The sequence below is a fragment of the Melghirimyces profundicolus genome, assembly GCF_003054245.1.
GTDB classification, from domain to species: domain Bacteria; phylum Bacillota; class Bacilli; order Thermoactinomycetales; family DSM-45169; genus Melghirimyces; species Melghirimyces profundicolus.
Map to the genome: position 1 here is coordinate 89495 of NZ_QBKR01000013.1, position 18535 is coordinate 108029.

20 protein-coding genes, 1 pseudogene and 1 riboswitch are annotated in these 18535 nt (G+C 54.7%); of the genes and pseudogenes, 12 read left to right on the forward strand and 9 right to left on the reverse strand.

Going from position 1 to position 18535, the window contains the following annotated elements; all coding sequences use genetic code 11:
• Positions 1–20: 20 nt before the first annotated feature.
• A complete protein-coding gene (locus tag C8P63_RS10485) occupies positions 21–827 on the reverse strand; it encodes an ABC transporter substrate-binding protein (RefSeq protein WP_108023971.1) in 807 nt (268 codons plus the stop codon).
• Between the two features lie 13 nt (positions 828–840).
• On the opposite strand from C8P63_RS10485, the gene C8P63_RS10490 reads away from it, so the two are divergent.
• Positions 841–1437, forward strand: coding sequence for a GNAT family N-acetyltransferase (locus tag C8P63_RS10490; protein WP_170109611.1), 597 nt, complete (start codon positions 841–843; stop codon positions 1435–1437).
• On the opposite strand, the gene C8P63_RS10495 is transcribed toward C8P63_RS10490, so the two are convergent.
• The gene (locus C8P63_RS10495; protein WP_108023904.1) at positions 1434–1916 is read right to left on the reverse strand and encodes a divergent PAP2 family protein; all 483 of its coding nucleotides are present in this window, start codon (positions 1914–1916) and stop codon (positions 1434–1436) included. The two genes, C8P63_RS10490 and C8P63_RS10495, sit on opposite strands and share 4 nt — an antisense overlap.
• A 286-nt stretch (positions 1917–2202) precedes the next feature.
• Between C8P63_RS10495 and C8P63_RS10500 the strand changes: the two genes are divergently transcribed.
• Positions 2203–4290, forward strand: a complete 2088-nt coding sequence (locus C8P63_RS10500; RefSeq protein ID WP_108023906.1) for an amylo-alpha-1,6-glucosidase — start codon at positions 2203–2205, stop codon at positions 4288–4290.
• Between the two features lie 47 nt (positions 4291–4337).
• Here the strand turns inward: C8P63_RS10500 and C8P63_RS10505 are convergent, their stop codons facing one another.
• Positions 4338–4622 carry a hypothetical protein gene (locus tag C8P63_RS10505; protein ID WP_108023908.1) on the reverse strand — a complete coding sequence of 95 codons (285 nt, stop codon included), beginning with the start codon at positions 4620–4622 and terminating at the stop codon, positions 4338–4340.
• A 328-nt stretch (positions 4623–4950) separates the two neighbouring features.
• Between C8P63_RS10505 and C8P63_RS10510 the strand changes: the two genes are divergently transcribed.
• Complete coding sequence (locus C8P63_RS10510; RefSeq protein WP_108023910.1) at positions 4951–5976, forward strand: asparaginase; 1026 nt, start codon at positions 4951–4953, stop codon at positions 5974–5976.
• A 42-nt stretch (positions 5977–6018) separates the two neighbouring features.
• Here the strand turns inward: C8P63_RS10510 and C8P63_RS10515 are convergent, their stop codons facing one another.
• Both C8P63_RS10515 and C8P63_RS10520 read right to left on the reverse strand, forming a co-directional pair.
• On the reverse strand, positions 6019–6741 hold the full coding sequence (locus tag C8P63_RS10515; RefSeq protein ID WP_108023912.1) for a GDYXXLXY domain-containing protein: 723 nt from the start codon (positions 6739–6741) through the stop codon (positions 6019–6021).
• Complete coding sequence (locus C8P63_RS10520) at positions 6738–7964, reverse strand: DUF2157 domain-containing protein (protein ID WP_108023914.1); 1227 nt, start codon at positions 7962–7964, stop codon at positions 6738–6740. The genes C8P63_RS10515 and C8P63_RS10520 overlap by 4 nt, the downstream gene beginning before the upstream one ends.
• A gap of 188 nt (positions 7965–8152) precedes the next feature.
• Here C8P63_RS10520 and C8P63_RS10525 point away from each other — a divergent pair, with 188 nt between their 5' ends.
• From C8P63_RS10525 to C8P63_RS10545, 5 genes are all read left to right on the forward strand, one after another.
• Entirely contained in the window at positions 8153–8659 is a 507-nt protein-coding gene (locus tag C8P63_RS10525; protein ID WP_146172162.1) for an FTR1 family protein, read from the forward strand.
• A 284-nt stretch (positions 8660–8943) separates the two neighbouring features.
• On the forward strand, positions 8944–9618 hold the full coding sequence (locus tag C8P63_RS10530) for a C40 family peptidase (protein WP_108023918.1): 675 nt from the start codon (positions 8944–8946) through the stop codon (positions 9616–9618).
• A gap of 173 nt (positions 9619–9791) precedes the next feature.
• The gene (locus C8P63_RS10535) at positions 9792–10943 is read left to right on the forward strand and encodes a Re/Si-specific NAD(P)(+) transhydrogenase subunit alpha (RefSeq protein ID WP_211308275.1); all 1152 of its coding nucleotides are present in this window, start codon (positions 9792–9794) and stop codon (positions 10941–10943) included.
• 22 nt (positions 10944–10965) lie between these two features.
• Complete coding sequence (locus C8P63_RS10540; RefSeq protein WP_108023920.1) at positions 10966–11250, forward strand: NAD(P) transhydrogenase subunit alpha part 2; 285 nt, start codon at positions 10966–10968, stop codon at positions 11248–11250.
• A gap of 26 nt (positions 11251–11276) precedes the next feature.
• Complete coding sequence (locus tag C8P63_RS10545) at positions 11277–12653, forward strand: NAD(P)(+) transhydrogenase (Re/Si-specific) subunit beta (RefSeq protein WP_108023922.1); 1377 nt, start codon at positions 11277–11279, stop codon at positions 12651–12653.
• Between the two features lie 65 nt (positions 12654–12718).
• On the opposite strand, the gene C8P63_RS19790 is transcribed toward C8P63_RS10545, so the two are convergent.
• A complete protein-coding gene (locus C8P63_RS19790) occupies positions 12719–12853 on the reverse strand; it encodes a VOC family protein (protein WP_281258708.1) in 135 nt (44 codons plus the stop codon).
• A gap of 192 nt (positions 12854–13045) precedes the next feature.
• Here C8P63_RS19790 and C8P63_RS19130 point away from each other — a divergent pair, with 192 nt between their 5' ends.
• The 4 genes and pseudogenes from C8P63_RS19130 to C8P63_RS10570 form a co-directional block, all read left to right on the forward strand.
• Positions 13046–13204 carry a hypothetical protein gene (locus tag C8P63_RS19130; RefSeq protein ID WP_170109612.1) on the forward strand — a complete coding sequence of 53 codons (159 nt, stop codon included), beginning with the start codon at positions 13046–13048 and terminating at the stop codon, positions 13202–13204.
• 327 nt (positions 13205–13531) lie between these two features.
• Entirely contained in the window at positions 13532–14416 is an 885-nt protein-coding gene (locus C8P63_RS10560) for a hypothetical protein (RefSeq protein ID WP_108023926.1), read from the forward strand.
• Positions 14417–14594: 178 nt separating this feature from the next.
• Positions 14595–14740, forward strand: a riboswitch (FMN riboswitch).
• A 121-nt stretch (positions 14741–14861) separates the two neighbouring features.
• Positions 14862–15497 (forward strand): 3,4-dihydroxy-2-butanone-4-phosphate synthase, encoded by a 636-nt coding sequence (gene ribB / locus C8P63_RS10565; RefSeq protein WP_108023928.1) that lies wholly within the window; start codon positions 14862–14864, stop codon positions 15495–15497.
• A gap of 263 nt (positions 15498–15760) precedes the next feature.
• Positions 15761–15940, forward strand: a pseudogene (locus C8P63_RS10570) (DUF255 domain-containing protein); the annotation flags it as partial.
• A gap of 287 nt (positions 15941–16227) precedes the next feature.
• Here C8P63_RS10570 and C8P63_RS10580 read toward each other — a convergent pair.
• The 3 genes from C8P63_RS10580 to C8P63_RS10590 all read right to left on the reverse strand — a co-directional run.
• On the reverse strand, positions 16228–17094 hold the full coding sequence (locus tag C8P63_RS10580; RefSeq protein ID WP_108023932.1) for an IS3 family transposase: 867 nt from the start codon (positions 17092–17094) through the stop codon (positions 16228–16230).
• Entirely contained in the window at positions 17091–17384 is a 294-nt protein-coding gene (locus C8P63_RS10585) for a helix-turn-helix domain-containing protein (protein WP_108023934.1), read from the reverse strand. The genes C8P63_RS10580 and C8P63_RS10585 overlap by 4 nt, the downstream gene beginning before the upstream one ends.
• Positions 17385–17902: 518 nt before the next feature.
• Positions 17903–18535, reverse strand: a 633-nt coding sequence (locus tag C8P63_RS10590; RefSeq protein ID WP_108023936.1) for an IS4 family transposase, incomplete at its 5' end; no start/stop codon positions are given.

Sequence of the window (18535 nt, forward strand, 5' to 3'; positions counted from 1 at the left end):
ACAGCCAGAATCCCCTGATTTCACAGGGGATTGTCAGGATCGGAAGGTGCGAAACGATCCGGATACAACAGATGGGCCAAGTGTTCAATGCCCGTGAGAATCCGTTGAGATGGCCGGCAATACCATCCTTCATCCAGGATGTATACCCGGTTTTCCCGGATGCAGGGAAGGTCTTTCCATTCGGGGCGGTTCATCATTTTATCTTTGCGGACTTTCTTCATGGGGACCCCGGTCCAAACGGCAAAGACATAATCAGGGCGTCGTTCCGCCACCGTCCGCCAATCCGACTGTACGGTTTGTCCTTCTTCCTCTCCGAAAATATTGATGGCCCCGACCGTCCGGCTGACATCTGTCAGCCAATTTTCTTTTCCCGGGGTGAAAACGGGTTTGGGCCACCATTCCCAGTAAACCCGGGGGGCCGGACGGTCCTGTGGGATCTTTTGGCGGATGGTTTCCAATCTTTTCTTGAACCGATCGGCCAACTTCCGTCCCCGTTGCTCCAGGCCGGCAAAACGGGCCACCCGGAGGAAGTCACGGGGGATATCTTCAAGTCCACCGGGGTAAAGAACAAGAAAAGGGATGCCTGTTTGTTCAAGCGCTTCAATGTTTTTTTCCATCCCGGGAACACTAAGAGAAGCCAGAACCCAATCCGGTCGGAGAGCCTGGACCCGGTCCATGTCGATCTCGAGGTCCGGCCCCAGTCGGGGGAGGTCCGCCACCTGCTGTGGCCAGTCCGAATAATCATCGACGCCGACCACGTTTTCACCTAAACCCAAGGCCCAGAGAATTTCCGTGTTGCTCGGACAGATGGAAACAATCCTTTGCATGGAGATCCTCCTTATGAATCAGGTTCGAAAGGAGACCGTTCATCCCATGGCTGTTGATTTGAAACGAACCGCTCCTCCTTATGAAGAAAAAAAGACATACCGTGTGAAAGGGCACGACGTGGTGATCCGTCAAGCGAGTGCACAGGATGCACCGGAACTGAAAAAACGCCTGGCCCGTGTCGTTCAGGAAGGAGTTTATCTGGATGAGACGCCGGAAACCATGCCGGATACCCGGGAACACGAGCGGCAAATCCGGGAAATTCGGGATAAAGGCGGTATGTACGCCGTTGTGAAAGTGGACGGAAAGATCGTCGGATCGGCCCGGTTGAAACGGGGTTCAAAAGGCATGAGTCACCATACGGCCAAATTCCGGACCTGGTTAACTCCCGGCTACCGGGGAATGGGGCTGGGCAAAAAGTTAATGGAATATACGATTGCCTGGGCCAAGGCCCACGGGATCGAGAAAATTAATCTGGATGTATGGGAGACCAACGACCGTGCCATCCGCCTGTATCGTAAATACGGCTTCCGGCTGGAAGGCCGCCGGCGCCGACAAGCGATTTTGAACGGACAGTACGTGGATGAAGTTTTTATGGCCCGGTTCCTTTAAACCCAGAGCCAGTAAAGGATCAAAGCGATGCCGACCCCGAACCAGGCTCCCACGAAAACTTCGATGGGCTGGTGCCCCAGGATTTCCTTCAATTTCACCCCGGTTTCACGGGGTGATTTTTGTTTGATGTGTCGAATTTCTTCCAGGACTTGGGCGAAATCCTCGGCCAATTGATTCAACACTTGAGCTTGCATGCCTGCCTGCCGCCGAACTCCGGTGGCATCGTACATGACGATGATGGCTGTGATGGTGGTGATCGCGAATAAAGAAGAACCCCAGCCTTCCCAAATCCCGATGGCGGTGGCCAGGGAAGTGACGGCGGCCGTATGTCCGCTGGGCATGCCCCCGGTGTTGAACAACCAATTAAAATCCCATTGGCGGGTGATGGTGTAGTTCCATGGAACCTTGAGAATCTGGGCGAGACTGAGCGCTGTGAGGGAAGCCCAGAGGGGATAATTGTCCAGTATGTTGGAATACATCAGTCCATTGCCGTCCTTTCAGTATCACTCGTACCCTATCTGTTGTTCCGTATTCCGATGAGGGGTAATCAGGGTAAATGGAACCCATCTCTTTTTCAAGGGGATTATATTGTACCACAAAATCCCGGTTTGTCTTCGCCCCCAAGGGAGTCGATCCCTGAATGACGATTCGGACCCGCCTGCCGTTTGTGCGGACGATTGCCATTGACCTTGGTCAACCGTTTTCGTTATGCTGGTTCAGATGACAGAGGAACAGCGGGAAAACTCCGAAAGGGGAGGAAACAGAATGAGCCATGTGATCAAAGAAGGAGATTTGTTCCTGTTTACCGACGAAGACGGGAACATACCGGAGGGGAATCGGGAAAAGTACGGACTGTACATGAAAGATACGCGGTTTCTCAGCCTTTTGGAGTGGTCCATGGGGGACCTTTCCATCCGGCCGCTTTCCGCGGAAGCCGAGGGAGCGGAAAGCCTGTACCGATGCACCCACGGAGAGGGAAAAGACCTGGACGGAAGGGTGATCAGCCGGGAGTCCCTGGAGATGACCCGCAACCGGTGGATTTACAAAGGGGTTCTTTACGAAACCTTTACCCTGATCAACCGCGGGCGAACCATGGTACATGTTCCCCTGACGTTCCGGTTCGACGCGGACTTTTCGGACATGTTCGTGGTCCGGGGTTACAAGGAAGCCGAGCTGGGGGACCCCCGGATCCGGAGGGAGACGGAAAAGGGGGTCCGCTTTACCTACTGGGGGACCGACGGCATCGAACGGGCAACGGCCATCCAATTCCTCCCCGCTCCGGACAGGGTGGAAGGCGGGCAGGCGACGCTGTCCTTTTACCTGGAGCCGGGTGCCTCCAAACGGATTCATCTGACCTGTATGCCTTCGGTGGGCGGAGAGATCCGGGAGGTATTTGAAGAAAGCGTGGCCAGGGAGGCCATCCGGGAGGCGTACGGGGAGTGGTTTGACTCCTGCCCGACCGTCGAATCCGACTCCTCCGTTTTCAATTCGCTTTACCGGAGGAGCTTGTCCGACTTTCGGATGTTGATGACCGATATGGGGGAAGGAGAAATTCCGGTGGCAGGCCTTCCCTGGTTTGCGGTTCCTTTTGGCCGGGACAGCATCATCGCCTCCCTTCAAGCCCTGAGTGTCCATCCCGAGACGGCGAAGAACACCGCCCGGACATTGGCCCGGTTCCAGGGGAAGGAAGTCAACCCCTACCGGGATGAGGAGCCGGGGAAAATTCTGCACGAAATTCGGTTCGGGGAGCTGGCGGAGACGGGGGCCATCCCTCATACTCCCTACTACGGAACCATCGACGCCACGCCTCTCTTTCTGGTGCTGGTTGCGGAAATCCACCGCTGGACCGGGGACGACGGCTTTGTCCGGGAGATGCTGCCCCACGTCCGGAAAGCCCTGGAGTGGATCGATACCTTCGGGGATCCGGGGGGTTACGGTTACACCGCTTACGAACCCCGTTCGGAACAGGCCCTCTTCAACCAGGGATGGAAGGATTCCGACGATTCCAACACCCACACCGACGGAACACTGGCCCCGCCGCCGATCGCCCTGTCGGAAGTGCAGGGTTATGTCTATATGGCCAAAAAAGCTTGGTCGGATCTTTTTCATCAAATTGGAAATATTGAAGACAGTCGCCGGCTTGCCCAGGAAGCCGACCGGTTGCGGGAGAAGTTCCACCGGGACTTTTGGATGGAGGAAGAGGATTTTCCCGCCATTGCCTTGGATCAGGAGAAAAAACAGGTGGCCAACGTTTCCAGCAACCCGGGTCACTGCCTGATGGCGGAGATGTTTGATCCGGAGCAGGCCGATCGCGTGGTGAAGCGGCTGATGGAAAAGGATATGTTCAACGGGTGGGGAATCCGGACGCTGAGCAGCCAAGCTCCATCCTATAATCCCTTCAGCTACCATAACGGTTCGGTTTGGCCCCATGACAATTCCCTCATCCTGTTCGGGATGAAAAAGATGGGCTGCCACCGGGAAGCGGAACGGTTGATCGGGGGGCTGTTGGAGGCGGCCGCCGCTTTTCCGGATACCCGTCTGCCCGAGCTGTTCTGCGGATACGGCAAAGAAGAAGGCCGGCTGGTTCCCTATCCCGTTGCCTGTTCCCCGCAGGCCTGGGCGGCGGGTACGGCCTTCGCCGTTCTTCAGGCCATCCTCGGATTGGAGCCGGAGGCATCGCGGAAACAGATCCGCTTGTCTCCCCGTCTTCCGGAAGGGATGGAGAGGCTGGAAGTACGGGGAATCCGGGCGGGGAAGGGAACCTTGGACATCTCCCTCCTCCGGAGGGAAGGGGAGACCTTTACCCGGATCCATCAAAACACGACGGGCTGGCTGGTAACGGTGCTCCCGTGACACACAAAAAGACGTGCCGCCTTACGGGCGGCACGTCTTTTAGGATTTTATAGAGAGGGAAACCGATTTTTCCCCGCGGCTCGGGATCCGCTTTTTCGGAGACCTTCCGTGTTCCACAGTCCGGCGAGAGAGATCAGAAAGAGCGTCAAACCGCCGAGAAGAAGCCAACCTCCGGTGGTATGAAACAGCAGGGTGAAGAACGGAGCCCCGGTAAAAGCCGCCGGGGGGTGGAAGACAGTGAAATACAGACCGAACAAAAGCAGGATCAACCCCGCCGCATGGGCCATGACCAGAAAGGAACCGCTCCGGAACAGCTGTTTGTCGATCCTCATTTGTCCATCGCCCCTTTTTTATCCTTCGGTCGTGGATTGTCGTTTCTTACTTATTCAGTATATTCAGGAAGAATCCTGTTCGGTTATAACATTTTCTTTACAAATATCGCTGTATCAGGCCGGGTGAAGGCCTTCCTGCAGGGGGGCACCTGTCACACCCTGTATCATTACCGTGCAAACCTGCGCGGTTTCGGGGTGCTTGATCGGTCCCCCCGTCACACATCCTGTTCATCGAATATACATTCGCCTTCCGGATTGAAGAAACCTCCGATACGGTGGTATTGTGCCATATATTTTCGTGTTGATCTGTAAGAGGGGAGAGGAACGGATGAGTGAGATGATTCGGGTGTTGCGCGGGAATTGGACGGAGAGTCGACACCGGGGGCATGTGGCCGTGGTGGATGCCTCGGGTGCTCTGTTGCATTACTTGGGGGATCCTTTTCGGCCCACTTTCGCCCGGTCGGCAATGAAGCCGGTTCAGGCGTTGCCGTTGGTGATGAGCGGTGCGGCGGACCGGTTTGGATTCGGTCCGGCGGATCTGGCTCTCTCCTGCGCTTCCCACAATGGAGAAGAACGGCATCGCCTGCGGGCGGCCTCCATGCTGGCACGGGCCGGCCTTCGGGAAGATGTGTTGGAATGCGGATTTCACCCGCCCCGGCATCGAGAGAGTCATCATGAGGTGATCCGGAAGGGAGTGGAACTGACGCCTGTCTTCAGCAATTGTTCGGGAAAACACGCCGGCATGGTGGCAACGGCCGCTCATCTGGGAGAAGATCCGACCGGATATTCCGCCCCCGACCATCCGGTGCAAAGACGGATTCTGCGGGAGGTGTCGGCGATCACCGGATGCCCGGAACAGGAGATCGTCTATGGAGTGGACGGTTGCAACGTCCCGGCCTACCGACTCCCGCTGGACCGGCTGGCCCTGATTTACGCCCGCCTGGCCGATCCCGCATCCATATCGGATCGAAAACGGCGGGGGGCGGCTGAACGGGTAACAGAAGCGATGGTCACCCATCCGGAGATGGTGGGCGGGAAAGAGCGGTTCTGCACGGATCTGATGGAAGCATTCCGCGGCTGTCTGGTTGGAAAAGTGGGAGCCGAGGCCGTTTACTGCATCGGCGACCGGCAACAGGGAATCGGGATCGCCGTCAAAATCGAAGACGGGGCGGAACGGGTCCTTTACGCCGCGGCGGTCGAAGTGCTCCGCCAGCTGGAGATCGGAACTCAAACCGGTGAGCTGGAACGGCTGTCCGCTTACACCCGGCCGGAAGTGAAAAATATGCGGGGCCGGGTGGTGGGACGCATCGAGCCGGATTTTGAGCTTCGAAGCGGTGAACCGGCCCGATGGTGATCGCTGTGGAAAAAAGAACCCTTCCACTCGGAAGGGTTCTTATCATCCATAAATTTTTGTTCCGCTGGAAGTGGGGTCGGCGCTCTGTGCCCGGGGTCCATTGGGCACCGCCACCATTTCCATCAAGGCCGGAATCAGGACTTGTTCGCCCCGTTGGTAACTTTGAAACAACTCCGTGAAAGACGCCCCCTGCCCTGTGAGGGTAAGATTCCATCCGGACGGTTCTTCTCTGTTGCGTTGTTTCTTTTCCACATCCACAATTCTGGCCTGCCCCCAGGGTGCAACCTTCACCCGGACGGTCAGGGGCGCCCTTGCCCGCTCGAATTGTCGGCCGGTTCCTTCCGGGACGTAATAGCGTTCCAGGCCGTACTCCAGGTGGAGCGTCTTCTCGGGAGAGGAGGTTCCCCGTCCCATTGACCGGCCTCGGGAGGCCCGGGCTTTCAGCACCACTTCGTTTTTCCCGGGGTCGGGACGGTTCAGGTGAACGGATTTCACCTGCCAGTACCCCTCCTTCGGAGTGAGCAGCACGTGGACAGGCGTGTTCTCGGGAGGCTCTTCCCTCTTCCAGTGATCCGGAGAAACGTCGCTGATTTTATAATGAAGGGTAACGTAATCCCCGTACAACGGGTCCCGGGGATCCACCGGTTCCGTTTTCAGCCGGATCTCTGTTCCCCACCAGTTCACCGCAAAATAGGAAGCGGCGGTTCCAAGCAGCACCAGGACCTGACAAAGAACCAGAATCGTAAGCCATCGGGTACGGTTCACCGGCCGTCACCTCCCTTGGAAAAGCGGGTGTTTTTCCGATGCTGGAGAAATCGGTTCAGGGCGAACAGGAGAAGGCCTCCCAGCAGGAAGAAGAGGGACTTGGGCATGAAGTCCCAAGCCAGGTTGAAGTAGGCATTCACTGTGGTCACGAGAAAGAGAAGGATTCCCCAGTTGGCTTCAAACCGGGAACCCCGGCGGCTTCCCCGGAGGAGGACACCGACGGAAGCGGCATAGAGCACCACCAGGTACACCGCCTGATGCAGCCACTGGGGTCCGTCGGCCGTGAGGTAAAAGAAAGGGAGAAACAAGAGCCAAGAGTCACTTTCCCGCAGTCGACCCCACCGGTGCTTCGCCCGGAGAGAGAGCGCCAGAAATCCCGCGGTCAGGGTCAGATAGGGGAGGGAGGCGGGAAGGGACGGGAAGGTCCCACTCTCCCCCGGAGGGTTGTAATAGACCACCAGGGTCATGAGAAAGGCAGCTGAGATCGAGACGGTTTGAAGAGGACGTCTCCAGCCCCTTGAATGCCACCAGTCTCCCGCGGTGTAAAGAACCATCAGGAAGGGAAAGAGCCAGAGGGCTTCCTCTTCGGATCCGATCACCCAGAGCAAGGACTGGTGAACCACCCCCGCCGCCACGAACCACCGGTGAAGACGGTGTTCGGACCGATGGGCTTCCCAGCCCAAGCCGGCAAAAAACAACATGGCGGTCCCATAGCTGAATGTTCGGAATTCTTCCGTGCTGTACCATTGAGCAGCAGACAGAATGACAAAGGTCAGATAAAACAATACCGGATGCCGGTACAGAAACGTGGAAATCAGGGCGGCCGTCCCCCACAGGATAAACAACCGTACATCAAAAGCCACCAGGTGGTACATCTGCCCCACCAGCACCATCCCGCCCCCGAAAGTAACGACACCCAGACCGGTCAGAACGGCGCCGGTGTGGGGAAATCCCTGACGGGTGCATTGTTCCCCCGCCGCGTAAAATCCGGTCATTCCTCCGATCAGGATGAGCAGGCGGAGAAAGGGGGGGATCCCTTCCCAGTTGGAAGCGATGAAGGAGAGGATCCCCAAACCGATCAGGATTCCGGCCAGGATCGGGAGCCAGGACATGCGACGGTCGGGTCCGGGATTCCGAGCAAGGATGCGGGTCAGTTGTTCTTTGGTGATGATCCCTTCCCGGACCCACTCCTTTCCTTCCCGGTGCAGCCATCTCTTGAACATGAGGAAGCCTCCTCCCGGATGTTTGGTTACAGTATATCGTTTTTCGGGGCGGGATGGCTCCTTTCTGGTTAAGTGTTCCTTTGATCCTTGAAAAAGGGATTGACAAACAAAAAGGATCTCCCTATCATGATAATCGTTCTCAATCAGTTGAGTCCGCTTACCATGAATTCCATGAAGGATGGGAAAAAGTGGAGGACGGAGTCCGGGCGGATTATCCGGGGGCTTACGGCTCAATCGAATCCAAGATGGCCACGGTGAGCGCCGCCCTGGAGGCGGAGCCAAAAGACCAGCAGAAGACGGCTTCCGCCATCCATGACCTGTCCCTCGGCATCGGCGGCGCCGCCCTGCTGTTGATCATCTTGGGCATCCTGATGATCAAGTTCAGCGTTAAAATTCCGATGCGACCCTTCTTCCTGACGGTCAGCATCCTGATATACTACTTGGCTTTCAAGTTCAGCGGGGAAAGCATCCATGCTCTGCAAGTGGTCAACCGGATGCCCTCCACACCGGTATCGGGAGCACCGGAGATCGGTTTCCTGGGGGCTTATCCCACTCTGGAAACCACTCTGGCCCAAGGGTTCCTGCTCCTGATTATCCTGGCGTCGGTTCTTTGGACTCGCCGCAAAAACGTCGCCGCCGAGAAAGCGGCAGCGGAAAAATCGGGAGGATCCTTCAAAGAACAGCCCAGTTCCTGAACTCAGTCAACGTCCGGCTTCGTGCCGGGCGTTTTTCATTTGCTCCTTCTAAAAGAAGGGAATCCGCTCGGGAGGGGGATCATGCACTGGATCCCGGCGTGGATCGGAGTGGGTCTCATGATCTCGGTTGTCTTTCTTGTAAATAGATTTATTTACCAGTAAAATAGATAGGATATTTTACGGTATTATGGAAATGGGCGACAATCCCAAAGTTCGAATAATAGGACCATTCCCTGATTTTGTGATTGTTGCCCATTATGACATAAAGGAGGAATTTTGGAAAAGTGAAGAGAGTGATCACTCTGACCACGGCGGTTTTGGTTGCTCTGATGTTGTTCACCGCGTCCACCGCTGCCGCGGCTCCGAGTGTGAGCGGAATTTGGCAAACGGTGCTGAAGATGCGGGGTAACCCTGAGGGGAACGCAGTGCAGTCCAAACCGGATCCGGCACCCCGTCCTCCATCCCAAACCGAACCTGCCCCGGAACCCACTCCCGAACCCCAACCGGTTTCGCACCCCCAAAGGGCTGCATGGGAGAAAAAAGCGGATGCCATTATCTCCTACGGTAAGCGATTCCTCGGTACCGACTACCGGTTCGGAGCCGAGTATCCCACGAGCGGGAAGTTTGATTGTTCTTCCTTTACACAATATATTTATGGGAAGCATGGGATCAAACTTCACCGCACCGCCGGAGCGCAAGCCAAATACGACGGTTTCCAGATCCGCAGCAAATCCCAGCTCCGGAAAGGGGATCTCGTGTTCTTCGATGCTTCCCGAAGGGCGAAAGGCCGCTACATGAACATTGATCATGTGGGAATTTACATTGGAAACAACAAGATTCTCCACACGTACAAGCGCGGGATCGGGGTGACGATCACCAAGTTCGAGGGTAGCTTCTGGGGTAGACAATTTATCATGGGTGCCCGTGTGATCGGAAATAACGGCAAGGAACCCCGTTGATCGGAAAGATTGGTGAAGGCTCCTCCGGAAGGAGGCCTTCTTTTTTTCCCGGAGATCAGCCCTGTTTTCGAAATTCGGGACCATTTGCGAAAATACTGTTGTATAATAGCGCATAATTGTTATAATATACGACAACTTCGGAAATCGATCAATCTGTCGGAGGTGGAAAAAGGTTGTCATTGAAGATCGCTGTTCCCAAAGAGCGGACCGCCGGCGAGAACCGCGTCGCCCTCGTCCCCCGGGAAGCGGAACGGCTGATCCGATCCGGCATGCGTGTATGGGTGGAGAGCGGAGCCGGATCAGGAGCCGATTATGCGGACGGGGCTTACCGGGAGGCGGGAGCCGAGGTGGTGTCGGAGATCGGTGAGTTGTACAGGGAAGCTGAAGTCATTTTGAAGGTGCGGAGGCCGGAACCGGAAGAGATGGAACACATGCGGAAAGGAGCGGTTCTGATCGCCCTCCTGGACCCGATGCGCCATCTCTCCCATGTGGAAGAACTGGGGGAGCGGGGTCTGACGAGTTTCAGCATGGATATGGTGCCCCGGATCACCCGCAGCCAGGAGATGGACGCATTGTCTTCCCAGGCCACGGTGGCCGGTTATAAGGCCGTGTTGATGGCTGCCAACCGCTTGAACCGGCTGATGCCGATGATGGTGACGGCTGCCGGCTCCATCATCCCCGCCCAAGTGTTGATCCTGGGGGCCGGTGTGGCCGGATTGCAGGCCATCGCCACCGCCCGGCGTCTCGGAGCCGTGGTCAAAGGATTCGATATCCGGGTTGCCGCCAAAGAACAGGTGGAGAGCCTGGGGGCGGAGTTTATCGATGAGCATCTGCAGGAGGACGCCGAGGGAGAAGGCGGCTATGCCAAGGAGTTGGCCGAAAACCAGCAGGAGAAGAACCGCCGGGTGATTCACAAACACATCCGGGAGTCGGATATCGTCATCACCACCGCCCTGATTCCGGGCCGACCCGCACCGCTGCTGGTGACCGAGGAGATGGTCGCGGACATGAAACCCGGGTCGGTCCTGGTCGATCTCGCTGCGGAGGCCGGAGGGAACTGCGTGTTGACGCAATCGGGGGAGACGGTGACAACGGAAGGCGGGGTCACCCTGATCGGTCATACCAACCTGCCTTCCCTGGTGCCGGTGCACGCTTCGGATATGTACGCCCGCAACATCGTCAAGCTGCTGGGTCTGATGGTGAAGGACAACCGGTTGGACCCCGATTTCGAAGATGAAATTTTGCGGTCCACCTGCATCACCCGGAACGGGGAAGTCGTCCACTCCCGGATCGGGGAATTGTTGAACAAGCACCCCGTAACTTAAGCACTAAAAGGAGCGGTGTTCCATGACCGAAATCCCGGTCTTCGGATTGTATATTTTCGTTCTGGCCATGTTTGCCGGTTTTGAAGTGATCACGAAGGTTCCGCCGACACTGCACACCCCGCTGATGTCCGGATCCAACGCCATCTCCGGTATCTCCATCATCGGCGCGTTGCTGATCGCGGGGCAGGCGGATGGAACCCTTCAGACCGCGTTGGGCCTGCTGGCCGTCATCCTGGCGACGATCAACGTGGTCGGCGGTTTTCTGGTGACGGATCGGATGCTCCGGATGTTCAAACGAAAATCTTAAACCTGACAGAGAGGGCGATTCTGACCATGGCAGCCAATCTTTCGTATCTGGTCGCTTCCGGCCTGTTCATCATCGGTTTGAAACAACTCTCCTCACCGGTCACCGCCCGGCGAGGCAACACCCTGGCTGCAGTCGGTATGTTCCTGGCCGTGGTGGTGACCCTGTTGGACCAGGAGATCGTGTCCTTCGGTACGATCCTTGTGGGGGTGGTGATCGGTTCCGCTGTGGGGGCGGCTGCGGCCCACTGGGTGAAAATGACCGCGATGCCCCAGATGGTGGCGGTTTTCAACGGCTTCGGGGGCGGGGCTTCCGCCTTGATCGCCTGGGTGGAATTCACCCGGCTGGCGGAGGGTTCCCCCGGGGTCTCCGCCGCAATCGCCGTCGCGGTGGTGCTGAGCTTGTTGATCGGCGCGGTGACGTTGTCCGGTAGCTTTGTCGCCTTCGGAAAACTCCAGGAATGGCTCCCCACCGCGCCTGTCCGTTACCCCTTGCAGCACCCTCTGAATTTATTGATCTTTTTGGGTCTCTTGGCTTTCGCCGTTTATCTGATCGGGGGAGCCGCCGGGATGGGGAACCTTATGGCCATCACGGGACTTTCCCTGCTGTTGGGAGTGCTTCTCGTGCTCCCCATCGGCGGGGCCGACATGCCCATCGTCGTATCCCTTCTCAACTCCTACTCGGGGCTGGCCGGAGCGGCGGCGGGGTTTGTGGTCGGAAGCAACATCCTGATCATCGCCGGTGCTCTGGTCGGTGCCTCGGGGATCATCCTGACCCACATCATGTGCCGGGCGATGAACCGCTCCTTGGCGAACGTCGTCTTCGGCGGCTTCGGCACCGGTACCAAAGGAGAGGACGTTCCGGGGGCCACGGGGACGGTCCGGGAGGCGAGCGCGGAAGAGGCGGCCATCGTTCTCGGCTATGCCCGTTCGGTCATCTTCGTCCCCGGTTACGGCTTGGCCGTCTCTCAGGCCCAGCACCAGCTCCGGGAATTGGCCGATCTGCTGGAAAGGCGGGGGGCCAAGGTGCGCTATGCCATCCACCCGGTGGCGGGAAGGATGCCCGGCCACATGAACGTACTCCTGGCGGAAGCCAACGTCTCCTACGACAAGCTGTGCGACTTGGAAGAGATCAACCCGGAATTCTCCCGGACGGAAGTGGCCGTTGTCGTCGGTTCCAACGACGTGGTCAACCCCTCCGCCCGGGACGTCCCGGACAGCCCGATCTATGGGATGCCGATCCTGAACGTCGACCAGGCGGATCACGTCCTGGTACTGAAACGATCCCTCAAACCGGGCTTTTCCGGCGCCGACAACCCTTTGTTCCACAAGGACAAAACCATGCTCCTCTTCGGCGACGCGCAGGATTCCCTGACCAAACTGGGCCAGGAAGTGAAGGCGCTCTGAACCGACCGCGCCAATGGAACCGGCCGCTCCATGGAGGAGCGGCCGGTTTTTCTGTCCGGTGGCGGCTACTTCGCGTTTTCGTCTTCCTCCATGCTCCCGAGGATGTTGCCTTTGGTGTCCTTGCCGTATGCCAGCCAGCCGACTCCGGGAATGGCCATTTTCGGGTGGGCGATTTCACCCGATAACCTGTCTTTTTCCATTTTAAAATATTTTGTTAATATCTAAGAGGGAAAACAAAGAAAGGGTGATACCCTTGCGATGGATCGGTTCTGCCGTTTTGGAGGTGCTGGCCTTTTTTCTCTTCAACAAAGGGATGGATCTTTAAGCTTTGGGTACCGACGTGGATGGAGACGGGATTGGGATCCATTTCGGTCCTTTAAAGGGGAGGTCGGATGAAGTATATCACCAGGTGGAATCAGATCCCTGCTGAAGTCCGGGATCAGATCATCCACATCGTCAATGGAATCAAGTGGAATGTCTACGACAAACCCATTACTTTGTGTGACGCGCTGGCTGATGCGGATGGGTTTACTTTATTGAAAGAAGATTGATCTCCGTGGCAATAAGATACGGGACCAATGAAAATATACCGAAGCATTGGGAAGGATATTTTGAGATCAAGCACGAGTTCGAAGAGATGATCGGTCAATCCATCTATCAAATGTTGCCGGGAATCGAACAATCCATCTATAAAAAGCTCCCTTTGAATCATTCCCACCCGTCATGAGGGTGGACATCGTGATCCATGCAATTCACTCCCCGCTCTTCCATGATGGAGTATCACCTTCCAATAAAGTTGTGTAAATTTCAACCATTCCCAGTTGTTTCGTGGTAAAATGAACCTGTTTTTATTTCCTATTGAACAAGGGGGAGTGCATGTGCCTTCATTTTTCTCATTGTTGAAGCAGCACGGTCTGAAAATGGGCTTGGCCACCTTCCTTGGGTATGCGGCCGGCTTTGTTGGTTTTTACGGGGTGATGTTCATCCTGATGTTGGTCCCCATGATGATGCTGGGGGGAATGGCCGCTTTTGAAGAATCCCTGAACCCCGAAATGGCAGCCGGATTCGGGTTGGTGGGGATGATTGCTTTTGCGATTCTGTATATCGTGATGCTGTTCTTTTCCTTGTTGTTCGGCGGCTTTTTGAACGGCGGGATTTACGGCATGGGGACGGAGATGCTCCTGGAGAATCGATCCGGCATCGGTGACTTTTTCCTCAAAGGGTTTCGGTTTATGTGGCGGTTGACCGGCCAATCCTTCCTGATGTTCCTGATCTTCATTCCTGTGTACATTTTGCTGATTCCTTTGGGGGTGGGTGCGGAAGCGATGGGAGACGCGGGGGCTTTTCTGATGCTTCCCGTCTTCTTTGCGGTGATGCTGGTGCCGATGTCGGTGTATTTGCACGCTCCCGCCCTGTTGGTCCGGGAAGATTTGCGGGTGTGGGCTTCGATCAAACGCGCTTTCCGGGTCGCTTTTTCTTCTTTTGGTTCTTCCGTTGTCTCCGTACTGCTTTACTTCTTCACCATTATCGCCATCAATCTGGCCTATGCCATCCTGGCAGGCGTGATTCTCGGTCCCTTCTTTTTGTTGCAGGTAATGGTGCATGAAGGATTCATGGTGTTGACCGGTCTCGTGGGACTCCCCCTGGGTCTGGGGTATGCTGTGATCATTCTCCCCTTGTCGGTGGCGGCCGCCCACATTTTGGTCCTGTACCGGTACGAGAAGCACATCCGGCGGCGGGATGATTTCCCGCAGGCGGCATAAGCTGAGCGATCGGAAGTCGGGTGATGAACCCGGCTTCCTTTTTATATGGATGAACCAACAGAGATGAAAGGATTTCCTGCGACTTTTTTCAGGGGTCCCGGAAATAACGGGATGAATGAACAGAGCCAGAGGCACTCCTGCAGATTCCGCCTTCTGATATAATGGATTCTGAATTGAATGCAACCTTCGGGGGCAGGGTGGAATTCCCGACCGGCGGTGATAACCGGATGACGGTTTCAGCCCGCGACTCACGATCCGGAGGATCGTGACTGACTTAGTGAAAATCTAAGGCCGACGGTATAGTCCGGATGGGAGAAGGTGCACGGGTTTTGTCAATCTTTTTTGAAAACAGGATGGCAAGGCTTGCTTCTCTATGCCCGAAGTTTGAACTTGGGGCATTTTTGGTTGGATTCAATTCAAAAATCTTTGAAAAGGGGATTTTTGAATGATTCAGACCGCATGGGACCGAGTGAAGAAAGCGATGGATGAGGTGAGAGGAGGAAGGGTGGTTATCATTCAGGATGACAAAAGCCGTGAAAATGAGGGAGACCTGGTCATGGCGGCTGAAATGGCCACCGGAGAAAACATCAATTTCTTTGCCCGGTACGGGCGGGGATTGATTTGCACGCCGATGTTGAGAGAACATTTGTCACGGTTACACCTTCCTCAGATGATGGGACAGAATCAGGAAGCGATGCGTACGGCATTTACCGTATCGGTGGATGCCAAAGAAGGAATCACAACCGGCATCTCAGCGTTTGAGAGAGCCTTCACCATACAGAAATTAATTCATCCCGATTCCACTCCGGATGATTTTGTGCGGCCGGGACACGTTTTTCCATTGCAGGCGCGGTCCAACGGAGTCTTTGAGAGGAGAGGCCAAACCGAAGCCTCCGTGGATTTGATGCGGTTGGCCCGGCTGTTTCCGGCTGCGGTGATCTGCGAGATCATGAATGAGGATGGAACGATGGCCAGGAGAAGGGATCTGGAACGGTTTGCCGGGGAGCATGGATTGTGTTTGATCACGGTGCAGGATATTGTGGAATACCGATCGGAGAAGGGCATTTCTCACTGGCAATAAATGATCCCCCTATTGCGAAAAGGGGCGTCGGCCCCCCTTCAATCTCCCTCTCGGACAGAACTCCGTGAGGGGGTTTTTTCAGAATGGTGTTCGTCATCGCGGTATCACCTGCTCCCAATCAATTCTCCAGCAAAACGCCCTCAATCAAGGGTTCTAACAGATGAGGGAAGCATGTACCCGAGCGGAATCCACTCCCCCGGTTTTGGAACGGCTGATTTTTGTGTATATAATGGATGTACCTTTCATGAACGGGGAGGCCAAACATGCCGGATGATCGCGAACCGAATCGACTGATCAAGGAAAAATCGCCGTATTTGCTCCAACACGCCTACAATCCCGTGGATTGGTATCCCTGGGGGGATGCGGCGTTTGAAAAAGCGAAAAGGGAAGACAAGCCGATTTTTCTCTCCATCGGGTATTCCACCTGCCATTGGTGTCATATATACGGATAAACACAAGAAAACCGCGCCGATGCGCGGTCTATTTATTTAAAGACAGTTTCGATGCTCCTTGAACCTTCCCGCGTTGGAACCTTCGTTTTATCTGCTTATACTCGTATCTGGCAAGCATCGACTCTACGTCAGCGAGTAGTTCGTTCTGATCGTCATTATGATCATATATCCTGAATGGAGTGGCTATGTATGTGTTAGCTTCTCTTAGAGTTTTGCGAATAATCGCTTGATCAAGGATGGTCAAGCCCCCATTTTGTATACACTCGAAAAAAACCGGGTTAAGCGACAAGTTGGCGTCTGTACTCTACAGGCGTCAACTTTTTTAATCTCCGTTGAATCCGCTGTTCGTTGTAAAACTGAATGTATTCTTCCATACACCTTTGCGTTTCAGCCATATCTTGGATACCATGGAGGTAGAGAGCTTCTGCTTTCAAGTGGGAAAAGAAGCTTTCGATGCAGGCATTGTCAAAGCAATTGCCTCTCCGCGACATACTGGGTGTTAGGGCCACCCGGTCAAGCATGTCGTGGTACGCTCGGGATGTGTACTGGAACCCTCGGTCGCTATGGAGGATGGTTCCGGACACATCCTTTCTTTTTTGAACCGCTTGTTCCACGGTTTGAAGGACCAGGGCATTGTCGTTTCGCCTGCCGATCTGAAAGGCTACAATCTCATTGTTGAACAGATCCATGATGGCGGAAAGGTAAAGCCATTGTCCTCGTACGGGAATGAAGGAGACGTCGGTCACCCATTTTTGGTTGGGAGCATCGGCACGGAAATTCTGTGCTAATAAATTGTCGGCGACACGCTCCGTACCCCCGGGTTGGGCATGGCTATGCCGGTGCGTTCGTCGAATTTGAGCTTTTAACCCCATGTCCTGCATGAGACGCAATACCCGTTTATGATTGACACGGACCCCGAATTGCCGTTGCAGCTCCACCTGAATCCGTCGATAGCCATAGGTGCCTTTTCTTTTTTGGTAAATGGAATGGATTTTCTCTTTCAAGTCCTTTTCCTTTGGGTCCACCGACTGACGACGTTGCAGATAGCGGTAGTACCCGCTTCGGGAGATTTTCAAATAACGACAGAGATCTTGGACCGTGTAGCGATCCCTTAATTCCTCCACCATTTGATATTTGACTTTCATCCCTCCTTGCGCTGGATTTCCCACCACTTTTTTAGGACATCATTCTCCAATTCCAATTGACGAACATATTCATCCCTTTCCAGTGGCCTCTTTCGCCCTCCCCGGCGGTCTTGTAGCTCTTTTGATCCTTTTAACTTATATTGACGCAACCAGACCTTCAAGCGACCCACATCATAAATCCCCAACCTTTTGGCTACCTCCCGTTTGGTAACCCCCTGAAGTCTCATTTGAACAGCTTGCATCTTCAGTAAGAAGGGATAATGCTTGTACTTCTGTCCTTTTTTCGCCATGAAAACACCCCTTAAAAGTAGTTCCGTTCACAGGGGGTTTTTCCTGTGTCTACTTTAAGGGGTGCACATCACGTGGTTGGAGGGCTTTTTCCGCTTTGCTCATTAAGAGGCAATCAGAGTCCTATCCTTTTTTCCACTCCTCCGGTAGCGTGTAGGGGAGAAAGGAGGATGGGAGGGAACAAAAGTGCTTTTTCGGTGGTTAGCAATTCAGTATCAGTTGGCGGAACTAACGATGTCCAAGGAATTTGCCCCATGATAGCTTCCTCTTTTTGAAGGGTAAATCCTAATTGATGTAGAAAATCATTGTTGAAAGTTAGACCTGAAAGGGGACTTCCATTGAATCGAGAGTATGTGATGCACCTTATTAATAGCACAAAACTCATTCCTGAATTGAAGGAAGCTGCGAAACAGAGTGTTCGATATTCTATCCGCATTTGCCACATAAAGAGGAATGGAAACCTTGCAGGGAAAATTCATCAGAAGAACCAGGCCTGTTGATTAGGGAAAATAAACCAAAATCATCGGTATCTGTCTAATAATTCATATACCGACCACTTAACTTCTGTCGGTAATTGCCGCCAACGAAGCTTTCGAACAAAGTGAATAAATGAAAGTTTAACCGTACGCCATTCAGACTGGGTCTGTTGGTAAAGCCAGTTCAACAGCAAATAAGCAATGAATGCACCGTAAAGCTGGTTGTAGACAGCATTTTGGCTGGTTCCGAAGAGCTTTTTCACATGCAAGTGCTGTTTGATCCAACGAAAAAAGAGCTCGACCTGCCAACGCTCTTTGTAAAGCGCAGCGATCGTTTCTGCAGATACATTCCACAGATTCGTGACCACCCGAATGGGTTTGCCGCGTCCATCGCGAAAGGTAACCACTCGAAATCGATGGCGGGTTTTCTTTCCCCGACCCAATAGCGCACTCGCATCCCCCACGACATTGGAACCCTCAACCGGCAGCCGTTTAAGTCCTTTCCTCTTGGAAATCACGGTGTTATCTCGAAGGCGAACCACAAACAAGTGTCCCTGATCTTGCCACTCATCCAGTCGCCCAAGATCCAGATAACCCCGATCATATACAGTAATCCCTTTTGATGGAAGGATCTTTTCGGCCCAAGGAGAATCATGTTTTCGAGCAATCGACTCCTC

Excerpts from the sequence above, each read along its gene's own strand:
- C8P63_RS10500 (WP_108023906.1), top strand. The coding sequence starts at position 2,203 with ATGAGCCATGTGATCAAAGAAGGAGATTTGTTCCTGTTTACCGACGAA.
- C8P63_RS10520 (WP_108023914.1), bottom strand. The coding sequence starts at position 7,964 with ATGTTCAAGAGATGGCTGCACCGGGAAGGAAAGGAGTGGGTCCGGGAA.
- C8P63_RS19790 (WP_281258708.1), bottom strand. The coding sequence starts at position 12,853 with ATGGAAAAAGACAGGTTATCGGGTGAAATCGCCCACCCGAAAATGGCC.
- C8P63_RS10545 (WP_108023922.1), top strand. The coding sequence starts at position 11,277 with ATGGCAGCCAATCTTTCGTATCTGGTCGCTTCCGGCCTGTTCATCATC.
- C8P63_RS10490 (WP_170109611.1), top strand. The coding sequence starts at position 841 with ATGAATCAGGTTCGAAAGGAGACCGTTCATCCCATGGCTGTTGATTTG.
- C8P63_RS10510 (WP_108023910.1), top strand. The coding sequence starts at position 4,951 with ATGAGTGAGATGATTCGGGTGTTGCGCGGGAATTGGACGGAGAGTCGA.
- C8P63_RS10540 (WP_108023920.1), top strand. The coding sequence starts at position 10,966 with ATGACCGAAATCCCGGTCTTCGGATTGTATATTTTCGTTCTGGCCATG.
- C8P63_RS10580 (WP_108023932.1), bottom strand. The coding sequence starts at position 17,094 with ATGAAAGTCAAATATCAAATGGTGGAGGAATTAAGGGATCGCTACACG.
- C8P63_RS10485 (WP_108023971.1), bottom strand. The coding sequence starts at position 827 with ATGCAAAGGATTGTTTCCATCTGTCCGAGCAACACGGAAATTCTCTGG.
- ribB (WP_108023928.1), top strand. The coding sequence starts at position 14,862 with ATGATTCAGACCGCATGGGACCGAGTGAAGAAAGCGATGGATGAGGTG.
- C8P63_RS10495 (WP_108023904.1), bottom strand. The coding sequence starts at position 1,916 with ATGTATTCCAACATACTGGACAATTATCCCCTCTGGGCTTCCCTCACA.
- C8P63_RS10505 (WP_108023908.1), bottom strand. The coding sequence starts at position 4,622 with ATGAGGATCGACAAACAGCTGTTCCGGAGCGGTTCCTTTCTGGTCATG.
- C8P63_RS10585 (WP_108023934.1), bottom strand. The coding sequence starts at position 17,384 with ATGGCGAAAAAAGGACAGAAGTACAAGCATTATCCCTTCTTACTGAAG.
- C8P63_RS19130 (WP_170109612.1), top strand. The coding sequence starts at position 13,046 with ATGAAGTATATCACCAGGTGGAATCAGATCCCTGCTGAAGTCCGGGAT.